Origin of the sequence: Bacillus sp. LK2 (assembly GCF_001043575.1) — a bacterium.
Taxonomy (GTDB): Bacteria; Bacillota; Bacilli; order Bacillales; family Bacillaceae_G; genus Bacillus_A; species Bacillus_A paramycoides.
In genome coordinates this window covers 93,749-116,968 of the sequence record NZ_LDUK01000018.1, presented here as the reverse complement: position 1 = coordinate 116,968, position 23,220 = coordinate 93,749, and the positions used below count along the sequence as shown (strand labels likewise).

26 protein-coding genes and 3 pseudogenes are annotated in these 23,220 nt (G+C 33.9%); 13 read left to right on the top strand and 16 right to left on the bottom strand.

The window, feature by feature from the left end:
* Positions 1 to 363 precede the first annotated feature (363 nt).
* The 3 genes and pseudogenes from VK90_RS27665 to VK90_RS13355 all read right to left on the bottom strand — a co-directional run.
* Positions 364 to 573 (bottom strand): annotated as a pseudogene (locus VK90_RS27665) (class I SAM-dependent methyltransferase); the annotation flags it as partial.
* A 112-nt stretch (positions 574 to 685) separates the two neighbouring features.
* Entirely contained in the window at positions 686 to 1,570 is an 885-nt protein-coding gene (locus VK90_RS13360) for a TIGR03943 family putative permease subunit (protein WP_048373393.1), read from the bottom strand.
* A 13-nt stretch (positions 1,571 to 1,583) separates the two neighbouring features.
* Positions 1,584 to 2,576 carry a permease gene (locus VK90_RS13355; RefSeq protein WP_197088210.1) on the bottom strand — a complete coding sequence of 331 codons (993 nt, stop codon included), beginning with the start codon at positions 2,574 to 2,576 and terminating at the stop codon, positions 1,584 to 1,586.
* Positions 2,577 to 2,749: 173 nt separating this feature from the next.
* On the opposite strand from VK90_RS13355, the gene VK90_RS13350 reads away from it, so the two are divergent.
* Entirely contained in the window at positions 2,750 to 3,937 is a 1,188-nt protein-coding gene (locus VK90_RS13350) for a GTP-binding protein (RefSeq protein WP_048373391.1), read from the top strand.
* A 38-nt stretch (positions 3,938 to 3,975) separates the two neighbouring features.
* On the opposite strand, the gene VK90_RS13345 is transcribed toward VK90_RS13350, so the two are convergent.
* Positions 3,976 to 4,287 (bottom strand): DUF3784 domain-containing protein, encoded by a 312-nt coding sequence (locus VK90_RS13345; RefSeq protein WP_048373389.1) that lies wholly within the window; start codon positions 4,285 to 4,287, stop codon positions 3,976 to 3,978.
* 166 nt (positions 4,288 to 4,453) lie between these two features.
* Between VK90_RS13345 and VK90_RS13340 the strand changes: the two genes are divergently transcribed.
* A complete protein-coding gene (locus VK90_RS13340; protein ID WP_048373387.1) occupies positions 4,454 to 5,419 on the top strand; it encodes a DMT family transporter in 966 nt (321 codons plus the stop codon).
* Between the two features lie 16 nt (positions 5,420 to 5,435).
* The gene (locus VK90_RS13335; protein ID WP_048373462.1) at positions 5,436 to 6,107 is read left to right on the top strand and encodes a GntR family transcriptional regulator; all 672 of its coding nucleotides are present in this window, start codon (positions 5,436 to 5,438) and stop codon (positions 6,105 to 6,107) included.
* A gap of 56 nt (positions 6,108 to 6,163) precedes the next feature.
* On the opposite strand, the gene fbpA is transcribed toward VK90_RS13335, so the two are convergent.
* Entirely contained in the window at positions 6,164 to 6,334 is a 171-nt protein-coding gene (gene fbpA / locus VK90_RS13330) for a Fur-regulated basic protein FbpA (RefSeq protein ID WP_048373384.1), read from the bottom strand.
* Positions 6,335 to 6,527: 193 nt separating this feature from the next.
* Positions 6,528 to 7,430: pseudogene (locus tag VK90_RS13325) on the bottom strand (cation diffusion facilitator family transporter).
* A gap of 342 nt (positions 7,431 to 7,772) precedes the next feature.
* Between VK90_RS13325 and VK90_RS13320 the strand changes: the two are divergent.
* Positions 7,773 to 8,846, top strand: a complete 1,074-nt coding sequence (locus tag VK90_RS13320) for a WD40/YVTN/BNR-like repeat-containing protein (RefSeq protein WP_048373381.1) — start codon at positions 7,773 to 7,775, stop codon at positions 8,844 to 8,846.
* A 40-nt stretch (positions 8,847 to 8,886) separates the two neighbouring features.
* Here VK90_RS13320 and VK90_RS13315 read toward each other — a convergent pair whose 3' ends face one another.
* Together VK90_RS13315 and VK90_RS13310 are read right to left on the bottom strand one after the other, a co-directional pair.
* Entirely contained in the window at positions 8,887 to 9,987 is a 1,101-nt protein-coding gene (locus VK90_RS13315) for a DUF4179 domain-containing protein (protein WP_048373379.1), read from the bottom strand.
* Positions 9,984 to 10,550, bottom strand: a complete 567-nt coding sequence (locus VK90_RS13310; RefSeq protein WP_048373377.1) for a sigma-70 family RNA polymerase sigma factor — start codon at positions 10,548 to 10,550, stop codon at positions 9,984 to 9,986. The genes VK90_RS13315 and VK90_RS13310 overlap by 4 nt, the downstream gene beginning before the upstream one ends.
* Before the next feature lie 273 nt (positions 10,551 to 10,823).
* Here VK90_RS13310 and asnB point away from each other — a divergent pair, with 273 nt between their 5' ends.
* Positions 10,824 to 12,647, top strand: a complete 1,824-nt coding sequence (gene asnB / locus VK90_RS13305) for an asparagine synthase (glutamine-hydrolyzing) (RefSeq protein WP_048373374.1) — start codon at positions 10,824 to 10,826, stop codon at positions 12,645 to 12,647.
* A gap of 46 nt (positions 12,648 to 12,693) precedes the next feature.
* Here asnB and VK90_RS13300 read toward each other — a convergent pair whose 3' ends face one another.
* Complete coding sequence (locus VK90_RS13300; protein WP_048373371.1) at positions 12,694 to 13,521, bottom strand: protein phosphatase 2C domain-containing protein; 828 nt, start codon at positions 13,519 to 13,521, stop codon at positions 12,694 to 12,696.
* A 124-nt stretch (positions 13,522 to 13,645) separates the two neighbouring features.
* Between VK90_RS13300 and VK90_RS13295 the strand changes: the two genes are divergently transcribed.
* From VK90_RS13295 to VK90_RS13285, 3 genes are read left to right on the top strand one after another with little or no spacing between them, the layout of a single operon-like run.
* Positions 13,646 to 14,056: a MarR family winged helix-turn-helix transcriptional regulator gene (locus VK90_RS13295; RefSeq protein WP_048373369.1), complete on the top strand. Its 411-nt coding sequence runs from the start codon at positions 13,646 to 13,648 to the stop codon at positions 14,054 to 14,056.
* Positions 14,040 to 14,369, top strand: coding sequence for a DUF3147 family protein (locus tag VK90_RS13290; RefSeq protein WP_048373367.1), 330 nt, complete (start codon positions 14,040 to 14,042; stop codon positions 14,367 to 14,369). Before VK90_RS13295 ends, VK90_RS13290 begins: the two co-directional genes overlap by 17 nt.
* Positions 14,330 to 15,241 (top strand): alpha/beta fold hydrolase, encoded by a 912-nt coding sequence (locus VK90_RS13285; RefSeq protein WP_048373364.1) that lies wholly within the window; start codon positions 14,330 to 14,332, stop codon positions 15,239 to 15,241. The genes VK90_RS13290 and VK90_RS13285 overlap by 40 nt, the downstream gene beginning before the upstream one ends.
* 39 nt (positions 15,242 to 15,280) lie before the next feature.
* On the opposite strand, the gene VK90_RS13280 is transcribed toward VK90_RS13285, so the two are convergent.
* From VK90_RS13280 to ucpA, 5 genes and pseudogenes are all read right to left on the bottom strand, one after another.
* On the bottom strand, positions 15,281 to 15,652 hold the full coding sequence (locus VK90_RS13280; protein WP_048373362.1) for a hypothetical protein: 372 nt from the start codon (positions 15,650 to 15,652) through the stop codon (positions 15,281 to 15,283).
* An 87-nt stretch (positions 15,653 to 15,739) separates the two neighbouring features.
* Entirely contained in the window at positions 15,740 to 16,315 is a 576-nt protein-coding gene (locus VK90_RS13275; RefSeq protein WP_048373460.1) for a histidine phosphatase family protein, read from the bottom strand.
* 325 nt (positions 16,316 to 16,640) lie between these two features.
* A pseudogene (locus VK90_RS29870) lies at positions 16,641 to 16,709 on the bottom strand (cupin domain-containing protein); the annotation flags it as partial.
* A gap of 179 nt (positions 16,710 to 16,888) precedes the next feature.
* Positions 16,889 to 17,050 (bottom strand): hypothetical protein, encoded by a 162-nt coding sequence (locus tag VK90_RS13270; RefSeq protein ID WP_002171285.1) that lies wholly within the window; start codon positions 17,048 to 17,050, stop codon positions 16,889 to 16,891.
* A 247-nt stretch (positions 17,051 to 17,297) separates the two neighbouring features.
* Positions 17,298 to 18,092, bottom strand: a complete 795-nt coding sequence (ucpA, locus tag VK90_RS13265; RefSeq protein ID WP_025150595.1) for an SDR family oxidoreductase UcpA — start codon at positions 18,090 to 18,092, stop codon at positions 17,298 to 17,300.
* A 197-nt stretch (positions 18,093 to 18,289) separates the two neighbouring features.
* On the opposite strand from ucpA, the gene VK90_RS13260 reads away from it, so the two are divergent.
* Complete coding sequence (locus VK90_RS13260; protein WP_048373360.1) at positions 18,290 to 18,712, top strand: YfmQ family protein; 423 nt, start codon at positions 18,290 to 18,292, stop codon at positions 18,710 to 18,712.
* A gap of 270 nt (positions 18,713 to 18,982) precedes the next feature.
* Here VK90_RS13260 and VK90_RS13255 read toward each other — a convergent pair whose 3' ends face one another.
* Together VK90_RS13255 and VK90_RS13250 are read right to left on the bottom strand one after the other, a co-directional pair.
* Positions 18,983 to 19,507, bottom strand: a complete 525-nt coding sequence (locus VK90_RS13255) for a DUF4398 domain-containing protein (protein ID WP_048373358.1) — start codon at positions 19,505 to 19,507, stop codon at positions 18,983 to 18,985.
* 115 nt (positions 19,508 to 19,622) lie between these two features.
* Positions 19,623 to 20,891 carry an MFS transporter gene (locus tag VK90_RS13250; protein ID WP_048373355.1) on the bottom strand — a complete coding sequence of 423 codons (1,269 nt, stop codon included), beginning with the start codon at positions 20,889 to 20,891 and terminating at the stop codon, positions 19,623 to 19,625.
* A 117-nt stretch (positions 20,892 to 21,008) separates the two neighbouring features.
* On the opposite strand from VK90_RS13250, the gene VK90_RS13245 reads away from it, so the two are divergent.
* The 4 genes from VK90_RS13245 (at position 21,009) to VK90_RS13235 (ending at position 23,220) form a co-directional block, all read left to right on the top strand.
* Positions 21,009 to 22,223: a helix-turn-helix domain-containing protein gene (locus VK90_RS13245; protein WP_048373353.1), complete on the top strand. Its 1,215-nt coding sequence runs from the start codon at positions 21,009 to 21,011 to the stop codon at positions 22,221 to 22,223.
* 66 nt (positions 22,224 to 22,289) lie between these two features.
* Positions 22,290 to 22,469: an H-type small acid-soluble spore protein gene (locus VK90_RS13240; protein WP_048373351.1), complete on the top strand. Its 180-nt coding sequence runs from the start codon at positions 22,290 to 22,292 to the stop codon at positions 22,467 to 22,469.
* A 111-nt stretch (positions 22,470 to 22,580) separates the two neighbouring features.
* A complete protein-coding gene (locus VK90_RS31430) occupies positions 22,581 to 22,733 on the top strand; it encodes a hypothetical protein (RefSeq protein ID WP_231595862.1) in 153 nt (50 codons plus the stop codon).
* 151 nt (positions 22,734 to 22,884) lie between these two features.
* On the top strand, positions 22,885 to 23,220 hold the full coding sequence (locus VK90_RS13235) for an antibiotic biosynthesis monooxygenase family protein (protein ID WP_048373349.1): 336 nt from the start codon (positions 22,885 to 22,887) through the stop codon (positions 23,218 to 23,220).

Sequence of the window (23,220 nt, the reverse complement as noted above, 5' to 3'; positions counted from 1 at the left end):
CTCACGTGTATGTAGTATACAATTAGCGAAGACAAAACAAAATTTTCATATTATTTCGATTTATTTTTCCAGTATAATATATTCACAACCCTTTCTATTGTAAAAGTAGATGGCTCTTTTCGCAATGAAAAATATAAAAAATGTTGTATTTTTATTTATTTAGAAAGAATTACCAAATAATAACTTTTTAATTTTACCACAACAAAACTGTTTACTACTGCCTTCAACCCATATGTAGTACTATATTTCCCCATAACAAAAAGAGCACGCATCATTTAACAGATGCATGCCCCTCTTTTATTTATACATATTTTGTATTTCTTCTTTATTTTTAAGTATCTCCGAAAATTTTTCACTACAGCCTTTTAGAAATAATCCTCCGTCTTTTACCCCCTGGCAAAAACTAAAAAAGGAAGCACCTAAATGTGTGCCTAACTCAACTAAAGTTTCTGGCTATTCAAATCGTACTAAATCATATGTGAAATCTAAATGTCCACTCCACGCAGATTGCGACCGAATAATATGACTAAAATTATCAAATTCAAACGATGGTTTATGAGTAATCCAGTTCATCTCATATCTTCTTATACACATATTTTTAACTAACCAAATTACTCTTATCTTTATTTTTTTTGCATCGCGATTATGATTCTATTTCATGAAAATATAAAGAATTAATTCTTTCTTATTGAGGTAAAGCATCATATACATATGGATCTGTTGGCTTATTAATTTTCTCCACTTTGCTTACTTTTACAAGTGGAAAGAGTGTACTTTTATATGTCGTTTTATCTAATAAACCTGTTATTTTCACCCATGTTTCTTCTGGAATTTTTTCAACATTTTCTCCCGTAACAATCATCCCCCAGACTGATGCATCCGCAATGCAACAAGTTATGCCGTATCGAGCCACTACCGCTTTACTACCCGTCACATCTTTATCATTATATATAAACCCTGAGAATGTAATTTCTTTCCCTTTAAACCCATTAACATCTTGGCCAATTATATTCATTGTTTGAACATAATCCTTATCCTCTACTTGTATTTTGCGCTGCCCTAACATACTTTTTGCTAATTGCTCTTCCGATTGATAAGTCGTTGGTAAATTCGAGGTTTCACCTTGTTCAATTAATATTTCTCGCCAATCAGAATTTACCTGTCTTCCCTCTTTTTCGTTCTTTTCCATACTTATCGCCTGTGCACTTTGATTCATGCCCCTTTTTGCCGCTAAACTTCCGTCTATTGTTACACTTGAAAATAGAAAAGCGCTAATAATTGGAACAACCAATAAAACATATACAAAATAATTTTTCATTCTTAATTTTGATGTCGTATGATGCTTACAACACTTACATTCATCTTGTCTCTCTCTGCCACATCCCCAAACTTGTAAGGAACCAAGAAATAAAATTACAACAAAAGCTATATACGTAAATTTAATCATTTTTGGAGCGATAAAATTATAAATATTTCCTGTTACAAGTAGTTTAAATAAGAGCATGGCTAAACCAATTAAAATAATTCCACGAATATAGCGATGATATGCCTGCTGCGCCTCTTTCTCCATTCTTTCTCACCTCCTATAACATTGTGATTTGCAAGATGGTATACACCGATAAAATGACAATTCCAATCAAAAAGAATACAAATCTCTTTTGAAAATATGCAAATAGCATTAACGTATTTTTCATATCAAGCATAGGCCCGAACACAAGAAATGCGAGAAGCGCTTTTACTGAGAAAACATGTCCAAATGATGCCGCTATAAACGCATCGGCAGCTGAACAAATTGATAAAACATAGCCAAATCCCATCATAATAATTGGGGAAATCACTTCGTTATGTGCTACTGTATCAAGTAGATTCCGATCAAAAAATGTTTGGAATACACTCGCTAAACAAGCTCCAATTAATAAATACTTACCAGTATCAAAAAACTCATCAACAGTGTGATTTACAACATCCCTCCAGCCCCTTTTTTGTCTTTTCTGAACTGGAACTTCTATATCTTTTAAAACATTTTTCCCGCGATAGAAATAATACACAATTATACCTATTAATAGTGCAACAAGAATTGTTATACCAAAACGAGCATATACAATGACATCATTTTTTTGAAACGCATATAAGGTAGATAATAGAACAACCGGATTCATAATAGGCGCGCTCAGTAAAATGACAATTCCCACATGAAGAGGTAGTCCCTTTTGAATGAGTCTTCTTACAATCGGGATAATAACACATTCACACATTGGAAAAACGATCCCGACAAATACCGCTGGAATCATCGCAACAATAGGAGATCTCGGCATTACTTTTTGAATCATATCTTCTGTCACAAACACTTGAATGAGAGAAGAAACAATTACCCCTAATAAAATAAAGGGTACTGCTTCAAAAAAAATACTTAAAAACACCGAATTCACATTCAGCCATTCTTGTGGAATACTTTTGTGCAAATTTGCTAGACTTGTAAAATCCACAAAAAATAATAAAAAGAGAAAAACAGCAATAAGAGCTATTCCTATTAATTCTTTTGAAACTCTATTAAATACCAACATTCTCGCCTCCATTTTATTTATATTTAACCGTATGCTTGTCCAAATGCCCTATACTACTACAACACAAATTTTATAGTCTATTTCTATTCTTAAATCGTAATCATTATGATTTATTGTTGATTTTTTCTTTCACATCAATTATCATAAAACGTAATCATTACGATTTAAGAAAGAGGGATTATTTAATGAAAAAAATACCTATTACTGTATTAAGTGGTTTTTTAGGAGCCGGAAAAACTACTTTACTGCATCATATTTTGACTAATAAGAGCGACTTAAAGGTAGCTGTTATCGTTAATGATATGAGTGAAATAAATATTGACGCTTCTCTTATCAAAAAGGGAGGTTTTTCACGTACGGAGGAAAAATTAGTAGAAATTCAAAATGGTTGTATTTGCTGTACACTACGAGAAGATTTAATAATAGAGGTGAATCGTCTTGTTGAAAACGGTGATATTGACTATATTGTGATTGAATCTTCTGGTATAAGTGAGCCTATTCCAGTTGCCCAAACGTTTACTTATACAGACGAAGTTCTTAACATTGATTTAACGAGAAATTGTCGTCTCGATACGATGGTTACAGTTGTAGATGCCAATAGATTTTGGGATGACTTTGCAGATGGAGAAAGTTTATTAGACCGTAAACAGGCAATCGATGAAAATGATACTCGAGAAGTTATTGATTTATTAGTAGATCAAATTGAGTTTGCAAATATAATTGTTCTTAATAAAATTGATTTACTAGAAAAAGAAGATATGATAGAACTTCGTCATTTACTAAAGAAATTAAATCCCGGTGCAAAAATTATTGAGTCTTCATTTAGCCAAGTACCATTACAAGAAATTTTAAACACTAATTTATTTAATTATGAAGAAGCCAGTCAATCAGCGGGATGGATTCAAGAGTTAAATAGTGAACACCATACACCAGAAACAGAAGAATACGGTATCAATTCCTTTGTGTACCGTCGTAAACATCCTTTCCACCCTGAACGTCTTATGAATTGGCTAGAAAAATGGCCTTTAGATGTTGTAAGAGCGAAAGGATTTTTCTGGCTCGCATCTCGCAATAATATGATAGGACTTCTATCTCAAGCAGGTTCCTCTATTACAATACAAGGTGCTGGTGAATGGATTGCAGCATTACCTGAGGCTGAAAAAAATCAATTGATAACAGAAGAACCAGAAGTGTTGAAAAACTGGGATGACCGATACGGAGATCGAATAACTGAACTCGTATTTATCGGAATTGAAATGAATCGTTCTTTGATTGAACAATCATTAGATGATTGTCTATTAACAGAAAAAGAAATGAAACAAGATTGGAATATATTTGTTGATCCTATTCCAGCTTTTACTTACACTTCATAACCAAAAATAAAAAGGCTTCCGTGGAATGAAGCCTTTTTTCACTTTGTAGTACTCTTATTTAACAGACTTACTTTAATAAGAAACACAATTGTGCCTAAAACAACTAATACAGCATATACGACACCAACTACATCACCTATTTTTTCTAAGCCAAACGGTAATATTATTGTGGCAACTCCGACTATATAGGAAAACACTCCTGAAAGTTTCGCTAGTTTATTTTTATCTCCAATAAACATTTCTTCTTGATAACCTGCCAACAGAAACAATCTCTTTTTCACGTGTATTTGATATCCTAAAAATATGATAAGTAATCCGACAACTAAACAAATCAAAAACCCTACTAACATTTCAACACCACCCTCTCAACAAATTTTACCATACACAAAAAGGGATTATCGTTCTTAATAAACAATTTTATTTTTAATTAGAATTTTCATTTTATTAACAATCCGTTCTGTGATATATTGCATATTGTATACAATATATATTTTGGAAAGGAGGGCTATAAACCTTATGGATCCAAATCGATTAAAAGGAATTATAATGGTCATAATCGGCGCTTGTTTATGGGGGTTATCCGGAACAGCTGCGCAACAACTTTTTCAATATGAAAACGTTTCTACTGAATGGTTAGTTACGATTCGTTTGCTTATATCCGGTGCTATTTTGCTCATTATGTCATCATTCGGAACGAGAAAAAAAGAGATCTTCGGCATTTGGAAACAAAAGTCTGATGCAAATAAGATGATTTTGTTCGGTCTATTAGGCATGCTTGCTGTACAGTACACGTACTTCGCTTCTATTAAAGTAGGAAATGCTGCCGTTGCAACATTATTACAATATTTAGCCCCTATATTTATCACTGTATACTTACTTTTCAGATGGAACGTTCGCCCATCAAAAATTGATTTTATTTCAATTGCCCTCTCATTAGTAGGGACTTTTCTCTTACTAACAAACGGTTCTGTTCATAACTTAGCTGTTTCTACACCAGCTATCATTTGGGGCATTTTATCTGGACTATCCCTTGCATTTTATAGTTTGTATTCAAAAGAATTGTTAGAAAAGTGGTCTTCATCCGTTATCGTTGGATGGGGCATGATCATTGGGGGAATTGGTGTAACGATTTTACACTTTATTTCCACAAATGAATTCATTTTATTATCAACGACAAAATACGTAAAATTAAATACCCTCCCCCTTATTATATTTGTAGTCATTTTCGGAACACTTATCGCGTTTTATTTATACTTAGACAGCATACGATACCTTACTCCGAAAGAAACAACATTATTTGGTTGCACAGAACCGCTCGCAGCTATTATTTCTTCTGTGCTTATTTTGCACGTACCATTTCAATCTTTTCAGTTAATAGGTGCTTTTTGTGTCATTGTAATGGTGCTCATATTAAGCCAAAAACCGGATGAAGGAAAACCGAAATTAAAGCTGGTTAATGCAAAAAAGAAAAATATACAATGAAAGGATTGAATTTCCTATGCCTGTTCCTCAAAATTATAAAAAACCAGGAAGAGTTTCAGCAAAATCACTCGTTTTAAATCAACTACAAGATTGGATTATTGAAGGTGTTTTACAACCTGATGAAAAAATTAATGATGTGGAATTGGCTGAAGCTTTAGGAGTAAGCAGAACACCTGTAAGAGAAGCACTTCAAATATTAGAGCTTTCTGGATTAGTGGAAATGGTACCTGGGCAAAAAACGAAAATCGCTCCTATTAAGTTAGACGATGTATCTATCATTTATGAAACGATGGCTGGTCTTCACTCTATTATAGGAAAGCAAGCACTTCAACGAATTACAGAAACCGAAATACAACAACTTTCATTTATAAATGCTGATTTTCAACAATCTATAAATGAAAAAAATTCGAAACGAGCTTTAGAACTAGATATTCAATTTCACAATACAATTACTTCTATTGCTAAAAATCCATATATTGAACCTTTTCTAGAAAATACGCAACTTCACGTTTTACGCCTTGAATATTTGTTTTTCCAAAACTTTGTTCCTGCAAGTCAATCTATTAAAGAACATCACTCTATAATTCAAGCACTACAAAAGCAGGACGAAAAACAAATGGAACAAATGATGTCTCAAAACTGGCTCCGTCCAATGAAAGAAATCCAAAAAATGATTTCTACGAAATAATAATAGAGCTGGTTACACAAAATCGTAACCAGCTCATCTTTTACTAATCTATTTAGCTATGCCTGAATATCTGCATAATCTTCCATATCTTCGTACTCTTTTTCCAATTCCTCTAAAGAAAGCTCGTATAATTGCCGATCACGAACTTTAAACACCCCTGCTCCAATTAACTCATCAATTAAGTGCCTCTTACGATTTTCAACAGCAAAACGGAGTTGACTACTCATCTTTTAAAAAACTCCTTTCTACGATCATTGAAAATGATAATCTTTATCAATTACCACTTCTGATTATAAAAGATGATTCTTTATAAGTAAAGTAATCTTATGAAATATTTACCTTACAAAGTATTTGTGGCCACATTATATATATGTATGCTGCGCAAAGAATGTTATGACTCTTTTTCATACCCTTTTTCTTTCATACTTTGCAAGTTATCTCACCATAGTTAAATTCACCCTCAATTTCTACTTGAATGGTGACATGTTCTACATGAAATTTCTTCTTTAATACATCCGTTTCTTTTTTTCAATACACTTTGCGTTTCATTACCTTCAATAATAAGATGACAAGTTAACACTTGAAAATCTGATGTTACAGACCATATATGTAAATCATGAACTTCTTTTACAATAGTAATATTTAATAATGTATTTTTTACTTCTTCAACATCTATGTGCTGTGGTGCACCTTCCATTAATATATGAACTGTATCACGTGTTACACGCCATCCACTTATAATGACTAATATAGACACAAGAATACAAGCAATCGCATCTGCGGCATTCCAACCAAAAAATTTAATAAGTAGCGCAGCAATAATTGCTCCGGCTGAACCTAACCAATCACCTAGTACGTGTAAAAAAGCACTTCTTAAATTCAAATTCCCTTTCACATCTCCGCCTCTCATTAATATCCAAGCTGATAAAATATTAATAAGTAAACCAAGTACAGCAATAATGAGCATACCATTACTAGCGATTTCCACTGGCTCTTTAAAACGGCGAATTGCTTCAATAAAAATGTAAATGGAAATAACGATAAGAACGACACCGTTACATAATGCCGCTAACATTTCGACTCGCTTATACCCGTATGTTTTCGCAGACGTTGCTGTTTTTTCTCCAAGCTTGAACGCAAGTAAACTTAAAGCAAGAGATATACTGCATCACTTAACATATGCCCCGCGTCAGATAATAGTGCTAGGCTATTTGTTACAAATCCGCCAATTACTTCAGCAATCATAAAGCTTGTCGTTAATACGAAGGCAATTAGTAATGCCTTTTTATTTTTTGAATGACCGTGATCATGCGAATGCCCCATACTAATACTCCTTTAATTACAATATCTGTATGTTAGTAGGCAACAAGCTCTCTCTCTTTATCCCGCATTAACGGGCAGTAAGACCCGCATCTCAAAATTCGGCTGGAGCAAAGAAGTTAGATGGGAGATCAACTGCCCGTAAACGCCCGATTGGTTCAACTAATAATCAGTGGGGGATGAACACCCCCCCCACTGATTAAAGTTTCACTTTATCCCGCTTCCTTCTGTATACACACTTCGCTACTTTTCAAACAATTCCTTTTTCTCAACTAAAAACAAGACTACTTCTTTTTTATTTTCATATTGTTTACTAATGAAAGAATTTTTAAGGAGGCTATAAAATTGAAACGACTATTTCTCTGTATGGAGCGTGAACTCGTTGTAGTAAAAGAACAATATGGTAATTACGAAACCACATATCACTTACAAAATATGCAACCTACTTGTATTGCAGTTGATCCATTTCAAAAAAACCGTGTATATTGCGGAACATTCGGCCGGGGTTTATGGTTAAGCGATGATGGCGGGGATTCGTGGAGACCAATTGGGGACTCTTATCGTTACTTTGATTTTCCGAATGAAGATGGTATTTTACATTCTTCTATCACTTCCATAACGATAAGCTCTAATGAACAAGTTAACGAATATGGCGTCGTTTATGTCGGCACAGAACCGAGCGCTTTATTCCGTTCTGAAAATGGCGGTGAAACTTGGACTGAACTAAAAAATATGAAATCATTATTATCTTCTTATACGTGGGCTTTCCCGCCTAGACCTTTTACCCATCACGTACGCTGGATTACGATTGATCCAAACAATCCAAGCACAATCCACGTTTCAATCGAAGCTGGTGCTGTTATTCAAAGTAATGATAAAGGGCATACATGGACTGATAAAAAATTCGGTGCTCCTATTGATGCTCATCAATTAATTATGCATCCCGAAGCCGCAAATCGCCTATATGCATCATGCGGTGACGGATTTATGAACGGTCCTGATCGCGCTTATCTAGAAAGTTACGACAACGGAAGTAGCTGGATATCATGTAGTGCAGGTCTTGAGCACCATTATTTATACAGCATGGCCATCGATCCAGCTGATTGTGATACGATTCTCGTTTCTGCCGCACCGAGCGCTGATCTTGCTCATCACCGTATTCCTTATGAATCTTATATTTATCGTAAAACGAAAGATACTCCCTTCCAACAAGTACAGCAAGGACTACCATCTGCAATTGGCACAGTCATTTCGATGTTTGCTACAAACCAAGCAGAACCACATACGTTTTACACTTTAAATAATAATGGCGTGTTTCAATCCAATGATAGCGGCGAATCGTGGGAACAACTAAACATTCCGTGGAAAGATGAGTATAAAACGCAGCATCCACATGCATTGCTCGTTACTAGTTCTTAACGAAAAGAGACTGCCTATTTGTTTCAGGCAGTCTCTCTATTTATTTCTTTAAATCAATTACAATATCATCTAACACTATATCTTTACTCTTCGCTTCTTTTTTTGGCACTTCAATTTTCTTCTCTTTTCCATTCACATACTCCACTCCACCATGATTTTCAGGTGTATGCACTCGTAAGTTCACATGAGGTGTAACGATAAGCTTTGTTGCATTTTCGTTCAATTTTTGGAATGTGGCACTCCATCGAATATTGTAAGGATCGTTACCACTTCCCCCATTTCCTTCACCAGAATAATCATTACCTAAATCATCCTTAACCTTCAATTCAACATCTACACTATCCCACTCTTTTCTTGCACCCTTAGAAACCTCTTGATTGTAATAAAGAATAAATGAAACCGGCGACATTGCGACCTTTTCCATATTTACTTTTATACCTTCTTTTTCCGAACTCCCACCAATTGTTCTTTCTTTACTATCCACTGATTTTACCGTTAACGCGAAATTCCAATTTCCTTGTATTGATTTTTTCCTATCTGACATCTCTATTCTCTCTATATTCCATCTAAAGTTTACTTTGTCCTTTTTATTACTATCATGATGTGTCGTTGTTACCATACCCACATACTTTTTTTCAGTAACTTTAGTCATTTTTCCACTTCCTGTACTACCATGAGCGTCCATTATATCCAATCCACCTAATATGATAGGATCATTCCCTAAGTCTTGCTCACTTTCTAGTGAATACGTTATAGATACTGTTCTGCCATCAGAAATTACATCATTAATTGTAACCTTAACCCCATTACTCTCCTTTGTCATATTCAACTCAGTCGAAAACTCTTTATAATTTTCATATAACCCTGTTCTACCATTATCTAAAAATCGGAATATATCACCTACTATAGGAAGACCTCCAGCGTAAGTTGGAAATCCGATGCCGAGTGTCGCAACTGATAATCCTACTAAAATAGATGCAGCAGCGACACCTTTTTTCCAAGTTTTCATCTTTTTCTTCGTACGTATCGATTGTTTTACATTACGTTTCACTTTTTCTTTTTCAATTTCAGAAGCCTCAATTTCCTCAAGTTCTTTTTCATCTATATCAATATCATTTAATAGTTCATAAATGTCTTTCATATTGCACTACCTCCAAAACTAATATTCGTAGCATTTTGTTGTAGCTTCTTTTTCCCGCGATACACACGATTATCTATCGCCGCTCGAGTTAATCCTAATTTGTCTCCTATCTCTTCTGTCTTCATACCGAGGAGATATTTCATAATGAATACTTTTTGATCTAACGGTTCTAATTGATTAATAAGCTTCAATAATTCTTCCCTATCTTCCATAACGATTAATTCGTCTTCTGCCGATTTTTCTGTGCTTACATTAAATTCATCTGAAACAATTTCTACTTTTTTATTCGCTTTTCGGTAATAATCAATTGCTTTAAACTTAGCAATCGCCGCAATCCACTTTTTAAAATCATTTGGTTCTCCATGAAATTTATTTGCGTTATTCCAAACAGATAGGAAAATATCATTTATACATTCCTCTATCAGTCCATCATTTTGAATTGGCAGCAGTACTTTATGCGTGATTCCTTTTATTAATGGTAAATATGTATCAACAACAAATTCTAGCGCATCTTCTTTTTGCCGCTGTAATCTTTTAATAAAATTTTTCTCATTTGATTTCATGTAGCGATTCCCCTCATTTTTTTGTAAAAGCTTTTACATCCTATATAACGTTCAGGAAAATTTTTTCTCTCATCTTTTTTATTTTTTGTATGTAATGGAATACTTTTCCTTAGTCATTGTCTCATATAAATGTAAGTTTGAAGGGAATTTTCTCAAGTCTACAAATTATTTAATGTAGTACAATATTTATGTAGTTACCTTTAAACTTGATGTACATTTTATTCAATTAATTTATTTCCATTTTACAATTTAAATGTAGGAGATGAGATGTATATGTGTGGAATTACAGGTTGGGTAGATTGGAAAGAGGATCTTTCAAATGAACATGTTATTTTAAAAAAGATGGCGAACAGTATTCAGCATCGTGGTCCTGATGCTGAAGGCTTTTGGTTTTCACGTCACGCGTCATTTGCACATCCTCGTTTAATTGTTATCGATCCTAAAGGAGGAACGCAGCCAAAAACATTTCGTGCTGGAGATTATACGTATGCTCTTACCTATAATGGTGAAATTTATAATTTCCGTGAGCTTAGAGAATTACTTCAAAAACAAGGTCATACATTTGAAACACACTCAGACACAGAAGTGTTACTACATGCTTATTTAGAATGGAAAGAAGATTGCGTACAACATTTAAATGGAATTTTCGCTTTTGCAATATGGGATGATCAGAAGCAACAATTGTTTTTAGCACGAGATCATTTAGGGGTAAAACCACTCTTTTATACAGAAAGAAATAACAGCATTATTTTCGGTTCTGAAATAAAAGCGATATTAGCTCACCCATCTGTTCCTGCTGAACTTGATACAGACGGAATAAATGAAATATTTGGATTAGGCTTATTTCGAACTCCAGGATGTGGCGTCTTTAAACATATTCAAGAAGTTCGTGCTGGACATTCTATAACGTTCACACGTGATAAAAAAGTAGTTAAGAAGTATTGGAATTTAGAAAGTAAGATCCATACAGATTCTATTGAAGACACATCCTCACATATTTTATCTATCTTACAAGATACAGTAAAAAGACAATTAATTGCCGATGTTCCCCTCGTTTGTATGTTATCAGGCGGGTTAGATTCTAGTGGAATTACTGCATTGGCAGGTAAAGAATTTGCAGAGGAACACAAAGCACTTCACACGTATTCAATTGACTTTGTAAACAGTGCTAAAGATTTCGAACTTACATTTGCTCGTACTGGTCTAGATGCTCCTTGGGTAAAACGTGTATCTCAGCACGTAGGGACATCACATCATGATATTATTGTTAATGCAGAAGAACTAGCAAATCACTTATTTGTTCCCCTACATGCGAAAGATTTACCGAGTGCTGGTGAAATGGAAACTTCACTGTATTTACTATTTTGCGAAATGAAAAAAGACGCAACCGTTGCCTTATCTGGCGAATCAGCCGATGAAGTATTCGGGGGGTATCCTTGGTTTCATCAAGAAGAGTTATTATATGTAGATAAGTTTCCATGGTTAACAAACTGGAAAAACACATCTTCTCTATTATTAAATGACGTAACGAATCAATGTAATCCTGAACATTACATTGATAAACGATTCCACGAAGCTATTTTGGAAGTACCTACTCTTGAAGGAGAAAGTAAAAAAGAAGCGAAACAACGTCAAATGTTTTATTTATTTTTAACAAGATTCCTTCCCTTCTTACTCGACCGTAAAGATCGTATGAGTATGGCTGTTGGCTTTGAAGTTCGTGTACCGTTTTGTGATTACAGACTTGTTGAATATTTATGGAACGTTCCTTTCAACATTAAAAGTATTGATAATATTGAAAAGGGTATTTTGCGTAGAGCATTGAAACCTGCTTTACCAGACGACGTGCGAAATAGAAGAAAGAGTGCTTATCCAACTTCACAAGACCCACAATATTTACAAACAATTCGCAATTTAACACTTGATATGTGCAGCAATAAAAACAATCCTGTTTTCTCACTTATTAACCATTCCACAATACTTGCAATTGCTAATCAAAGTAATAAAGAGATTAACAATTTTGAAGCAAGAAGTGCTATGGAGTATATGCTCCAAGTGAATGAATGGTTAAAAACATATCACATTCATATTGCTTAATAAAAAGGAGTTCAAGGATAAAAACCCTTGAACTCCTTTTCAGTTCTTAATTTGCACATTGTCTATCTTCAGTATCGATGGACCATCCGATAATAGTGGCACAATCTCTACCTTTCCACTCAAGTACATTTGTTAATACAGGCTCAATCTGTAAGCAATTCCCGTCGTGTAATATTTCTACTAAAGATTGATCATCATCAAACTTTCGTTTATCACATTCTAAAATACCATCCGTCGCCATTACAATGTGGTTCTGGCCTCTTTCTAATCCCCTTACGCCTGATGTAAAGCAAGGTGTATTCGCTGCAAAAACATTTTTTCTTCCTATATATTCATAATTCTTACGCTTATTTAGCCTACCCTTTCCATTTTTCGTTTTCTCAGAATGGAATAAATACGCGAAGCAATCACCAACTGATAACCAATATAAAAACTCGCCTTTTCGCAAACAAATTAAGCATGCGAGCTCCTCATCATCTTGATCGCATTTCTCAATAAATAGCTCATCTGTAAATAAAGCTAATAAGTACATATGTGTATGATGAAAAGCTAAATGTATCGGGTATGAAAATAACTCTTTTAGTTTTTCTTTTCGTTCTGAAATGGCCTCTATTATATAATGTATATTTTTCGTTTTATGGTGTGTATCAAATATCATAACAAATTCAAATTCTAATTTCGGATCCCACCAAGCTAGCACTGCATCTCCTCTTTCATATGCATCACTCTCTTGACTCCCCCCATATACGCCGACTGAAAGAGGACCACATTTTTCAACATGAATTTGATCTACATACATCTTTTCATGACTAATCCATTTAAATGTATTCACAGCTATCATCCTCTCTCTTGCTAAATGTATACCTTTACACATAGATTACCTTATATTTCAGTAAAAATAAACTTTTTCAACATTTATTATGAAAATAAGAGGATTTTAATTCTTAATAAACGAATATATCTTATTATACGACATAAAAAATTGGAGGATTACGCATATGAAAGACATCAATCAACATTGGGAGACAATATACTACCACTTACGATATGAATATGAAGACAATCTTTCTCACCAAGCAATCCGCATTTTACAAATCATTTCTCGTGAGAAAGATATAACAATTGGAAAAATTGCTTCTGAACTTGGTCTATCTCATAATACAGCGTCCGAACATGTAAAACGCCTTATTCAAAAGGGATTTATCATTAAAGAAAGAAATAAACAAGATGAAAGAGTTGTGAACCTTGCATTAACAAAAACAGGCATCGAAGTATTAGAAAAGCATACTTTACTAGATAAAAAAAAGATACAAATATTAGAGTCACAGCTATCAAAAGAAGAGCAACAATTAATTGATAAAGCTTTTTCGTTATTAGCTAAGGAGGCAAAATATGCATTTCCTCGTTAAGATTATCGTCTCCGCCTTCATTATTGGCGGTGTAACCGAATTTGCTAAATATTATAGTACACTTGGTGGCTTTATCGCAGCCCTTCCTCTTATTAGTTTACTTAGTTTATTTTGGATTTCTTTCGAAGGTGGGAGTAAACAGGAGTTAAGTCAATTCGCTATGGGCGTATTATATGGATTTCCTGCATCAGCATTACTATTATTTATTGTTTATATCGGTTTAAAGAACTCTTTTTCACTTAGTACATCTATACTCTTCGGCATAGGCGCCTGGTGTATCGCCTTTGCTTGTCAAAAATTATTTCAAGCTTAGGGGGAATTAACATTAATAGAATAGTAGAAATACTCGGGCGAAAAATAGAAGTATATATGAGAGGTAATAGTAAACAAACTGTCGTGATTCAAACAGGAATGGGCTGCTCATTTTATGATTGGCTTCCTATTATAGAAAAGCTTTCACAAAAATTTACAGTCATTTCATACCATCGCCCAGGTTATGGAGAAAGTGAGCTTGGAAATAATCCACATACAACTATGCAAGTTGCAAAGGAACTACATATGTTGCTACATGAACTAGCTATTCACGAGCCAATCATTTTAATCGGTCATTCCTACGGGGGTTTATGCGCACAACATTTTGCAATGTTACATGAGGACCAAATAAAAGCACTTATTTTAGTTGATTCTACCTCCATGAACTTACACCGATTAGATAAGCTTCATTTACCGATTTCTGATCAAACTGATTCTGATGATATTTGGCTTCAAAAATATCATACTTACTCCAAAATGGATGTAGATGCACTTTATACTGAACTAAAACCTACACTCATCAATCAATCAGAACATCATATCGAATTTTCTATATCGCCTTCATTATATAAAGCGACAGCTTCTGAACTGGCGGAGTGGAAAAATTGCGCTCGCTCAATAAAAGAACTATATAAAACATTAGAAATACCATTAACCGTTATCGGCAGAGATCCCCATTATTCTATTACTCAAATGATTGAGGGCGATATGCCAAAAGAAGAAGCTACACAACTTGAAGAGATGTGGCAAGAACTTATACGTGAACAATTAAATCTCTCAATAAACAGCAAATATATTCTTGCCAAACATGCTGGTCACGGTATAGAAAATGATCGACCAGATATTATCATTGAAGCAATTCACCCATTGTAAATAAAAAAAGGAAGCAACTAAAGCTGCTTCCTTACTTATCTATTCATAATCTTCTTCTTCATCAACTTCTTCATAATACGAATTCCCATTGCTTACATATATAGGGCCGTTCGCAACATCAATACGCAGTACCCATGCCCATGGCACAGCTAAACGTTTATGTATCGCTCGCCAAAAGTTCATTGATTTTCTTTCATACTCCTGGAACTCCTGAAGTAATCCTTTATAGGAGGAACCGTCTAACTGAATATTTGCTTCTAATAAACGAGAATGGGCATAGTACTGTAACTCAAGTTCAGCAGCAATTTCCATTTCTTCTTCCGTTGCCATACCAATAATTGTTCCATCTGCTGGTGCAATTTCATATACGTTGTGAACTTCAATAAGCCCGTCTTTCTCTTTCTCAAACATGTAAACAGCCTCCTTTAACATATTTTTTATGTTACAAAGTCATACTTCTACAATAACTTCTCTTATTCCTCTTTTTTTGATAAACTTTTACAAATTATTTATCTGATAACCTGTATGCTCTATTCTTCCGACAGAAACTAAACTCTCATTTTGAAAAGTTAACTTAAATACATCAGGCATAAGAAGTGTTTTCCAAAAATGAAAATCATATGTAGCATCAAAATAATTCATCAGTAACACCATAATATTCCCATGAGTACCTATTACAATATTCTTCCCCTTATACTTTTCCAATATATTTTGCATACATATTACAGCACGCTTTTGCGCTACATCATTTGATTCTCCGCCTTCGTATACAAAAGTCCAATCTTCCCACACTTTCTGAATAACATCATGAAAATCCTCTACTGGATCTTTACTTAATAACCTTTCCCGTAAATCTTCTTCCAGTTGTATTGATAGTTTGTTTACACTTGCAATTCCTTCAACGGTCTGAATCGCTCTTTTGTATGGACTAGAAATAACAACATCAATCTTCTCATCTTTTAACAAGCTTGTTATGTTCTTTGCATCTAGCCAACCCTTTTCAGATAAGGGACGTTCCCTTTCTTCCTGTGTATATGTAGAGTGAGCGTGCCTAACGAAATATATTGTAGTCATAACATCCAACCCTTTCCCATTAAAATCATTTACTTTCAAATCGCAACCTACTTATATGTAAAACCTTATTAACTTTATTACTCATTATTACAACTACTGGCGCTCCTGCCATTAACGTATCTATTCAATTAATTCGGTTAGATATCGGCTAATTCCTTTGAGTACATTTCTTATAAAACAAACAAAAAGATGCTTTATACAAAGCATCTTTTTATTTATATAATTAAATCATATTATTATAATTTAATTTCTAAATTCTTCACTTGTTATACCATCTCGAATAAAGTAATCTATATTATTTTTTAACTTTCCATAGGTTTTCTTCATTTTTTCTTGAGTCAAAGAAAAGGTTTGGAGTTCCTGAGCTTTTCTTAAAATTTTTATTATCTGTAATATAGCCTGAATTACTTATTTTCCCCCTCTATCCTGCTCCGAACATTTCTGATTTCACACTGTATCGTATGGAAAAATTTGATGGATGTGCTTATTAACAACATAACAAAAAAACATGCTGTCATTATGAGAGCATGTTTTGTGATATTCTTCACATTGTTTAGTTAAAAAATAAACCTTTTACTTACCATGATGTAACATTAAATCACTAAGTTCTTCTTCAATGTGATTTAATTTCGCAACGCCTTCTTTCCATTTATGAATATAACGTGAAACTCCAACGAAAAATAAAACAAAAATTGTAGAAAGAATAATACCATACACGATTGCTACAGTACTCATAGTTACACTTCCTTGTAATTAGTTATATTTTTATTATAAACCTTTTTCTTTTAAAATACTTCGATTTCAACTTTTTGTAACAAAATTGACTTTTCTAACAATATAAAAACAGATTTTAATACTAGAAGAAATCTCTTTCAGATCCCTATTAGTATCATTTTTTATCCTACATTAACTTCTAGTAAACGCCAGTTCCGTTTAACTAATAACCAGTGGGGATGCCCCTCCACTGGTTATTAGTTAAACTTTATTTTACACCGACCGAAACAGTTTCTGGTAATGTGCTACCGCCATCAATTACGATATGTGTACCTGTTATGTAACTTGATTCATCAGATGCTAAAAACCCTGCTAACTGACCTACTTCTTCAATTTTTCCTAATCTTCCTAACGGAACACCTGAAGCAATACCATCGATGACATTACTTGGCTTATTGGGATCAGATTCATTTGCAATTTGCTCTGCCATTGGCGTCATAATATAACCTGGACAAATCGCGTTTACAGTAATACGATGCTTCGCAACTTCACGCGCCAATGCTTTCGTAAATCCCCAAATCGCTGCCTTTGTCGTCGCATATGCTGTTTCACCTTCATCAGCTACTAATGTTCCTGTTACAGAAGACATATTAACAATTTTCCCGTAATTTTTCTCAATCATATATGGCAATACTGCTTTAGAGAAATTCCATACACCATTAATGTTCACTTGGAATTGAAAATCACGCATTTCATCAGACATATCTAGAAAATTAGCAAGCCGGATTACGCCTGCGTTATTGACTAATATATCAATCTTTTCGTACTTCTCATATGCATCTTTCGCTACTTCTTTTACAGCGTCAAAATTAGCCACATCAACTACGTAGCTCACAGCATCTAATCCTTTACTAACAATTTCTTTTGCAGTGTCATGAACTGTCTCTGAAATATCAACAAGTAACACTTTTGCCCCTAGCTCTGCAAACACATGAGCAATTCCAGCTCCATTCCCCATCGCAGCTCCCGTAACAAAAGCAACCTTTCCATCTAATTTCCCCATTTCATAACCCCCTTATAATCGATAGAAAACTTTTACATTTTTATCATACTAAATATTCCCTTACAAATTTAAAACATCTCAATTTGTTAAAAAACGTTCAAAAAAGGAAAATTCTTCACAAAATATACAAAACTTCACCATATGTACTATTACCATATGGGTTATATTATTTAATAGTGTAAAGGGGATGATACAATATGACGACTTGGTTTATTGTACTGTTAGTTGTATTTGGGGCATTTAAAATTATCGTTTCTAGTCTTCCAAACTCCGTTATTGAATCCATCATTAGCCGATATGAAACACATCCGCAAATTGATGAAGAGAATGCTACTGTAACGATTAATGGAAATAGTTTAGAAGGCGATAAGAAATCTCAAATTATTAATGATTTTAACGAAGGTTTATTTTTAGATCGCTATTATGCACCACCACAAAATGAGGGCACTCCATTAATTATCAATGCAAAACGTGGCAAAAAAGATTTCATATTTTATATTTATGGTCATGAAGAGCATGTTGACGTTGTAAAACAACATAAAAAGAAAGTGGTTGCTTATAGTTTGCGCTCTAAAAACCTTCAAAATAGTGAAATGTTCGTGTCAGCTGATTTAGCTTAATGCTCTTTTATTAATTTCATTTATATATACTAAAAAGAGGACGTCCCAAAAGATATTTCGGGACAGCCTCCTCTTATTATTTAGGATGCTACAGTTGTCGTTTTTTGTCCAGAAATCGATATCGCTTGTCAAATCGCTGATATATTTTGATTTACGGTCGATATATTCGAATAATCGCTCATATAATTTCGTGTACTATTGTACGAAATAAAGAGGGTATCACCTAATCAAAAATTTCGACTATGGGATACCCTCTTTTAAACTATAACTCTATTTATTTTTCTTCGCTTCAATTTTCACTTGTGCCTCTTCAGCCTTATCTAATGCTTCGGAGACCTTCTTCTCTTTTTCTTTTACATCATCTATACTATCAACAGCTTTAATTACTTTATCAATTCCTTCTTCATCTACCTTTTTTCTTTTCGCTACTCTCTCATTTACTTTCTCTTCAACGTCTTTCGCTTTTTGAAGCATATCTTCTGCATTTGATTTTACGGCTTTCTCAAGTGCATCGTCTTTTTTCTTTTGTAACACTTCATTTGCATCGTCTTTCGTTTCTAAATACTTACCGTCTTTTAATGCTGTTGCACCGTGATCCATTATCTGAGCAACTTCTTTATATGACTTTGCTTCATTTCCTGATTTCTCTTTTTCCGCCTTTTCAAACCACATAATCGCATCACTATATTTTTCATTTTTTAATGATTGCATACCTGTTTCTATATAAGTGTCATAATTACTGCATCCAGTCATTACGACTAACAGAAAAAGCATAACAAAACTTAATTTTTTCATGATGTTTTCTCCTTTTCTTTGCCTGCTCACTTTACTGTAACATACATGAAAAAGAGTTTCAAAAACTAAAATACTAATATGGTCATTTTTATATTATTAAGTCATATTTTAAATTTTAGGCCGACACATTCACTTGTTTTTTCATCCCATGCTGCTTTATTCCCACTAATACAACTAACAATAATCCTCCCCCTAAGGTAATCATAACAATGCTAGTCGGCATCATATCTAATAAAGATCCATATACAATCATCCCAAGCGGTGCGATTGCGGTAGAAATTGTTTCGAGTAAACCAAATACACGCCCTAAATAGCTTGGATCTGTCGTCTTTTGAATATGTACTTGCATCGGTATATTTACGACCATCATTGAAATACCAGTTAGAAGCATAAAAGCGATATAGTAAATAAAGCTTGCTATTTTTGGAATAGTGACTAACAATGGGAAAATCGTACACAAACTCAAACTTGCAAATAAAAACAGCCCAACGTAAACCGAGCGAAACAGATTATTCGTCTCCTTACGCACCGATAAAACAATCGCACCAATTAACATTCCGACTGCTAACATTCCCTCTACAGTACCAAGTTGCTTCGAAGATAAATGTAAGTTTTGAACGATAATGTATGGAAGTGCAACAAAAAGTGAACTCGCAAAAAAGTTTACCCATAGCGCTATCTTCATTAGTCCGTATATTTCATGTTGCTGTTTTACATACGAGAAACCTTCTTTTATACTCGTCAAGAAATGCTCCTTATTCTCAGCCACTTCTTTTTTATATAAATCAAATACGATAAATAATTGCACAATAACTGCTAAAAAGAAAGTAATACTATTTAACAAAAAAAACGATTTGATTGAAAAGAAGCCAAATACAACTCCACCTATAATTGGTGCTAAAATACTTGATAAAGAAGCTGCTGTTTGATTTAAAGCACTCGCTTTTTGAATACGCTCTTCATCCACTAAATTAGGAATAGACGAAGTAAACGCGACAGAATAAAAACTTGCACAAATTGATAATAATGCTGCTGATATATAAATAAAAAGAAGTGATGGCCCAAACGTAGTGGCAAGAATAAACATTATAAGCATCGTTAAACTACTTAATAAGTCCGTACCAATAATAAGCCATCTTCTGTTCACACGATCAGCTACAGCACCTGCAATTGGTCCACATACCATTCTTGGAATCGATCCGCAAATAAGAGTAGTTGCAAACCCCATTCCTGAACCCGTTGTCTTTAATACGTATAACCCCATTGCAAACGTATAAATACCTGCGCCTAATAAAGATGTCATTTTTCCAATCATCATTAAAATAATATTTCTCGTTGCAATCTTCATTTTCGAATCATTTTGACCTATACTTACATCCCCCATAATGACACTCTCCCCTTAAAAGTTAAATTGTGTTAAACTTATTATATAATCAACTTTCCAATTTTTACAACGAAAAGTTTAATTGTATTTAACTTTCTAATTATAAAGGAGCATATGATGGCTACTCTCGGTGAAAAAATTAAAACGTTACGAAAAGAAAAAAAGCTTACTCAAACTGAGTTAGCAGGTTCAGAAATGACAAAAAGTATGCTAAGTCAAATTGAAAATGGAAAAGCTACACCTTCAATGAAAACATTACAATATATTGCTGAAAAACTTGGATGCGAAACAAGTTTTTTATTAGAAGAAGATGATGTAGAAATTGTAGAACTCATTCAACAAATGGAACAACTAATAAAAGCAAATAAGTATGATGAAGTATATGAGACTTTACTACCTATCGTTCAAAAAGAGCTACCTCTTACTTTAAATACTGCTCGTTTATATAAACAATTTGTAACAGCTGCAGCTATAATGAAAGATTACAACATTGAATATTACGTTGAAAAGGCTACTTCTATTTTTGAAAAATATACTTTATACCGTGACAGTACGGAAACAAAATTAAAATTATCTTATACAATATTCACACGTAAAAAGTATGAAGAATGTTTACAACTTATTGCTCGTATTCGAGATGATTATGAAGCTAAACATTTAGACATGGATCTTATTATACACATCCAATTGTGCTTAAAAGAAGCGATTGTTTTACTTGCATGTGGCGATTATGAAAAATGTGAGAAAATCATATTAGAGGCATTAGCATTTTCAAAAAAACATCAAGTGTATTATAAAACAGATGAATTTTACCGTATACTATCTTACCAAAAAGTCATCACTGCTGATAGAGAACAGTATTTATATTACATAAAGAAATCTGAGCAATTTGCCATTTTTACAGAAGATACTTTGTCCGTTGCGATCGTAGATATATTAAAAGCGTATTACTACAACACAATTACTAATGAATATACAATTGCATTAGAGCATCTTGAACAATTCCGAGAAAAGCTAAAAGATGAGCCAATTTTTCAAGAGGATGGATTGTACTACCTCGAAACCGGAAAAGCTTTGTACGGATTAAAGAAATACGAGGAAGCTCTGGAAGCTTTTCAACGTGCTAAAATACCAGATTATATGACGCATCCACTTGATCAAGCATGGCTTACAACAGCAGGTGCATATCGTGCCCTTTGTTATGTAAAACTTAACGATAAGAAAAAAGCTCTTGAAGAAGCAACAGAGGCCGCTCAAAAGATACAACCTTATCCGGATTCCATCTTTTCTTCTTTTATTAAGGAAACATTACAAATAATACAAAAACTTTAAGAATGTCTCGGAATGGTATATTATCCCTCCTTTTTAGCAAAGATAATAATGATGGGAGGAATATAAATGAATATACAACGCGCAAAAGAGCTTTCTGAGTCCTCAGAACAAGCCAATATCAGTTTTCAAGGCATGCCTGTTATGATTCAACACGTTGACGAAAGCAACGAAACCGCCCGCATATATGAAGTAACAAATCCAGAACGCGAATTAACAGTTCCAGTTAATAGCTTAGAGGAAATATAAGCAACGCCACTTCAATTTTCTGAAGTGGCATTTTTTTATTTTGAATTACTTATTAGCCTTCGCAAGCAAAAGATACGACAATATTGAAGACAGTACATACGTGAACCACCTATGTTTCCTGGAACATTGCATATGAACGGAATTACAATTGAAGCAACCATTATCGATTATAGTGCTGGTGGTTGCCAAGTACAAACAAACACCCCACCCACAACAGACCAAATTATACAATTTACAGCGGGATACCGTAATATTCAAAAGTAGTAAGTGCAAGTGTGCTGGATTCAAAAAAAGGTCGCAAAATAAACGCCGGATTAAAATTTACCGCATAAAAAGAAAAGAAGCCTCGTGCTTCTTTTCTTTTTATTACGTGCTAAAATACAAACTATAAACTGATTTTAAAGGGGGAGAATGTATGAAGAACACTCCACAAAAAACTAGTCCTTATTATGCAGTTATATTTACTTCTAAACTATCAAATGACACAACAGACTATAGTACCGTTGCCGAAAAGATGGAGGAACTTGCAAAACAGCAACCTGGATTTCTAGGTGTAGAAAGCTCACGTGATTCATCTGGCCTAGGGATTACAATTTCTTATTGGGAATCACTTGAAGCAATTGAAAATTGGAAGACGAACGCCTTACATATAGAAGCGAAAAAAAGAGGGCGTGAGCAATGGTATGAAAACTTTCATCTACGAATTTGCCTTGTGGAGAAAGAATATAAGTTTCAGGGAGAGGTTTTGTGA